Origin of the sequence: Mycobacterium sp. (assembly GCF_032162605.1) — a bacterium.
In the GTDB taxonomy this organism is placed as follows: Bacteria; Actinomycetota; Actinomycetes; order Mycobacteriales; family Mycobacteriaceae; genus Mycobacterium.
Window position 1 is genome coordinate 1 of record NZ_JAVROT010000640.1, and the last position, 4,029, is coordinate 4,029.

Genomic DNA, 4,029 nt, shown 5'->3' on the forward strand with positions numbered 1-4,029 from the left:
CGCCAGGGCCAAGCTCCAAATCAGCCGATCGGGTCGCCACATCGCCCAGGAGGCGATCCAACTGCACGGCGGTATCGGCGTCACCGCCGAGTATCCGGTGGGTCACTACGCCGCCCGGCTCACCGCGATCGACCAGACGCTGGGCTCGGCCGACGATCAGCTGCACACGCTCATCGATGGCCTCGCGTCGTACGGGACCGTCTCGTTGTAGTTCAGGCTTGGCGGCTTGCACCGATCACGAATCATCCGTGCGGATTCCGCGGACGAACATCGCGATGTGGCGCGTGGCGGCCGTCAGCGCGTCCGGGCCGAGCGGCAGGGGCATGGCGATCAGTGTGCCGCAGACGATGACGTCCATCGCCGTCACGTCGTCGTGCACCGAGCCGTCCGCGCGGCCTTCGACCAGGAATTCGTCGATCGCACGGCCGATCTGGTGGCGCGCCCCAACCGCGGCAGCGTCGGTCAGCGGCTCGGCGCCGCGAAGTGGAAGTACCACCAGTTCGTCCGCGAGTGCCAGGCATCTCTGCAGGTACGCCTGTATCGCGACGGCGCCGGTGAGCCCGGACTCCCTGATCTGTGTCAGCGTGGCCAGCAGCACTTCGTAGCCGCGGCGCTGCAGTTCCTCGAGCAGCGCCGATCGGTCGGGGAAGCCGCGATAGAACGTGCCTACGCCGACCCCGGCGGCGTCGGCGATCTCGGTCAGCGGCACGTTGTGTCCCCTCCGGGCGATCAGCTCGGCCGCCGTGCGGAGGATCTTCTCCCTGTTCTCTACCGCATCTCGACGCACTGCGCGCGGACGGCGACTTGGGCTCGGGCCGGCGGACATCGCTTGAGTGTCACACAGCGCCCGGCGGGGCATCAGCCCCTCTTGCGGACTCCAGGTGGCGTTGGAAGACGAAGGTCCGGTCGGGATCCAGTGCGTTGCGGGCGGCGCGCACGCGTCCGACGTCGCCCGGTGCCAACGCATCTGCGGCGTCGGGCTGCCCTTCGCGGAACGACGGTGCGGCACGGCCGATGTCAGCGGGACGGCCCGCCACCTCGACCCGACGAAGGACGTCGTCGATCTTGCCGCGCGCGGCATCGTCGGTGGCGGCCCCGACGGCGTGCATCAGGAAGGGTGCCGGCGCGCCCGCGTGAGCGGCGGCCTTGGACTCGGTGTGCCGCAGCTCGATCATGCTGAGCCCGTGTGGTTCTCCGATCCGGGCGACCGCGAACATCGCGGTCGCCACGTCGGTGGCATTGGAGTCGAGCCATCGGCCGGTGCCCCTGGCGGGAACCGCCGTTGGAGGGTCGAGGTGGATCGCCGAGAGCGACGTCCTGTCACCGGGACCGGTCGTGTCGACGACGGGTGTGGCCACGGCACGCACCGCGTCCCGCATGACGCCGAGCGGGCGCCCGCCATCGGGAGACGCATAGGAGAGATGGACGACCGAAGTGCCCAACAGTTCGTCGGGAAAGGGCCCCTCGGGTGGCAGCCGAAGCAGCGAAAACGCACTGGTGACCGATTCGTCGACGGCCGCGATGCCCTGCGTCCAGGCGGCCACGACCCCGGACAGGGCTGAGGCCGGCCACAACAGATAGCCGGTCCAGAGGTCGGCCACCGGGAACAACCCGATCTCCACAGATGTCGCCAGGCCGACCGGCGCGACGCCTCTGAACGCCCAGAGTGCTTCTCGATCAACGGCATCCACCGCATCCAGAGATGCCGTGCGCAAACGGCCCGACCCGTCGACGTACTCGACTGAACGCAACGCTGCGGCGGCGAGACCGAACTTCCGCACGAACCAGCCGACGCCGCCACCGAACGTGTAACCCGCAACGCCGACCGTCGGGGATGTTCCGCTCAGGCCGAGCAATCCATGGGGCGCAGCGGCCTCCTGCACCCCTGGCCACATTGACCCGGCGCCGACGCGCGCCGTCCGTGCCCCCACGTCGACGCTCACCGTGTCCAGCGCGGAGGTGTCGAGGAGCACGTCGGCCTCGTCGATCGGTGCGCCCGCGCCGTGTCCGGTGGCCTGCACCGCGATGCGGATTCCCATCGAGGCGATGATCTGGACCGCGCGAGCGGCCTCGTCGGCCGAACGCGGCCGGACCACCGCACGGGGCCGCTGCGGGAAGCTGGAGTTGTCCGGCCGAGTCGCTGCGGCGTACTCGTCGTCGCCAGGGACGTGCACGACGTCGGCCAGTTCGGCCAGCAGGCGCCCGATCACGCTCATCTCACCCGCTCCTCGCCGCTACGAGCTCCGATGCTGTGCAGCAACAGAACTGGCGCTCCCTTGATCGACCCGGCCGAGCCTGCCGTGGTCGGCCAGGACATACCGGACGCAACCTTCCGCTTAGTGTCAGCATCCCCGAGAACCACGAGTCCGTCAAGCAGCGGCCGCGCCCAACGAGGAGACACCGCTGCCGATCGGACTTGACGGGGAAGGTTATATCGCCCTGACAAAGTCACCGTTGATCGGGATCGGGTGCAGGAGGGAGGCATCGTGAGAATCGGGCTTGTGATCGCCGCAGCGGGTGGCTGAGGCGAATCGAGAATCTGGCGGCCGTGCCGGTGTTCGGATCGCTCGGCGATCTCCTCGACGCGGGAGTTGACGCGGTCACGATCGCTCGCGGTGCTTGCACCCTGGCCAACAGCAGGGCCGACGCTGCCCCTCCTCCAATTCTTCCTGCGTGCGGCGAATCCGGCGCATACGCGTCGCCTGTTGCTTGGCATCCTCGACCCAGCAGATGAACTCGTTGCGCGCCAGGGGCGTGATGTCCTTCCACGCAGCCAGCGCCGTGCCATTGGCGAGCAACTCCCCGCGCAGGTCCGCGGGCAACTCGTGCACGACGCCGCCCGGCACATGCTCGCTGCTCATGACGTCACGATAATCCAGCCTCGCACCCTCAACGTCCTGCGACTCGAACGAAATTGGACCACCAGGCGCAAGCGCGGGACAAGAATCGGCGGATGCGATTCGGAAACTTCATGGCTCCCTTCCACCCGCCCGGGCAGAACCCGACGCTCGCCCTCGAGCGGGACCTCGACCTGATCGTGGCGATGGACCGCCTCGGATTCGACGAGGCGTGGATAGGCGAGCACCACTCGGCCGGGTTCGAGATCATCGCGTCTCCCGAGGTCGTCATCGGCGTCGCCGCGGAACGCACCAAGCACATCAAGCTGGGGACGGGCGTCAGCTCACTGCCGTACCAAAACCCCTTGCTGCTGGCGGATCGGATGGTGCTGCTGGACCACCTCACCCGCGGCCGCGCGATGCTCGGCTGCGGCCCAGGCCAGCTCACGTCGGACGCGCACATGCTCGGCATCCCCGCCGACGAGCAACGGCCGCGCATGGAGCAGTGCCTCGACGCGATCATGCGCCTGCTACGCGGCGAGACCGTCACCATGCACACCGTCGGGTTCACCCTGCAGGACGCACGCCTGCAGCTGAAGCCGTACAGCGACCCGTGCTTCGACGTCGCCGTTGCAGCATCCTTCTCCCCCACCGGGCCGCGCGGCGCGGGCAAGCACGGCATCGGCATGTTGTCGATCGCGGCCACCGCCAAGCAGGGCATGGACCTCCTTGCCCACCACTGGGCGACGTGGGAGGAGGTCGCACTCGAGCACGGCCACGTCGCCGATCGTTCGAAGTGGCGGCTCGTCGGCCCGATGCACCTCGCCGACACTCGCGAGCAGGCCGACCGCGACGTCGAGCACGGCATCGCCGAGTTCTCGCGCTACTTCGCGCACATCCTTCCCGCGGGCCCGGTGCAGGGTGAGACACCGGCCGAGATCATCGCGAACAACCACGAGTCCGGCTTCGCCGTGATCGGCACCCCAGAGGACGCGGTGGCCAAGATCTCCGAGCTCGTCGAGGCAAGCAACGGCGGCTTCGGCGCATTCCTTCTCTTCGACCACGACTGGGCCCCGCCTGCCGCGAAATTGCACAGTTACGACCTGTTCGCGCAATACGTGATGCCGCATTTCACCGGCCAGCTCGCAGGACCGGTCGCGTCGCACGACTGGGTGACCGGAAGCGGGACAGA

5 protein-coding genes are annotated in these 4,029 nt (G+C 68.6%); 2 read left to right on the forward strand and 3 right to left on the reverse strand.

Annotation, left to right across the window (positions count from 1 at the left end):
• Positions 1-211 (forward strand): acyl-CoA dehydrogenase family protein (locus QOI01_RS36420; RefSeq protein WP_526389158.1); only part of this gene is annotated, 211 nt, incomplete at its 5' end.
• A 24-nt stretch (positions 212-235) separates the two neighbouring features.
• On the opposite strand, the gene QOI01_RS36425 is transcribed toward QOI01_RS36420, so the two are convergent.
• From QOI01_RS36425 to QOI01_RS36435, 3 genes are all read right to left on the reverse strand, one after another.
• The gene (locus QOI01_RS36425; protein WP_526389160.1) at positions 236-826 is read right to left on the reverse strand and encodes a TetR/AcrR family transcriptional regulator; all 591 of its coding nucleotides are present in this window, start codon (positions 824-826) and stop codon (positions 236-238) included.
• 10 nt (positions 827-836) lie between these two features.
• Positions 837-2,216, reverse strand: coding sequence for an FAD-binding oxidoreductase (locus QOI01_RS36430; RefSeq protein ID WP_526389162.1), 1,380 nt, complete (start codon positions 2,214-2,216; stop codon positions 837-839).
• Positions 2,217-2,600: 384 nt separating this feature from the next.
• Positions 2,601-2,861 (reverse strand): YdeI/OmpD-associated family protein, encoded by a 261-nt coding sequence (locus QOI01_RS36435; RefSeq protein WP_526389164.1) that lies wholly within the window; start codon positions 2,859-2,861, stop codon positions 2,601-2,603.
• 92 nt (positions 2,862-2,953) lie between these two features.
• Between QOI01_RS36435 and QOI01_RS36440 the strand changes: the two genes are divergently transcribed.
• The coding region (locus QOI01_RS36440; RefSeq protein WP_526389166.1) for an LLM class flavin-dependent oxidoreductase at positions 2,954-4,029 on the forward strand (1,076 nt) is incomplete at its 3' end.

Bases quoted from the DNA above. Each gene is read 5' to 3' on its own strand.
- QOI01_RS36430 (WP_526389162.1), bottom strand. From the start codon at position 2,216: ATGAGCGTGATCGGGCGCCTGCTGGCCGAACTGGCCGACGTCGTGCAC.
- QOI01_RS36435 (WP_526389164.1), bottom strand. From the start codon at position 2,861: ATGAGCAGCGAGCATGTGCCGGGCGGCGTCGTGCACGAGTTGCCCGCG.
- QOI01_RS36425 (WP_526389160.1), bottom strand. From the start codon at position 826: ATGTCCGCCGGCCCGAGCCCAAGTCGCCGTCCGCGCGCAGTGCGTCGA.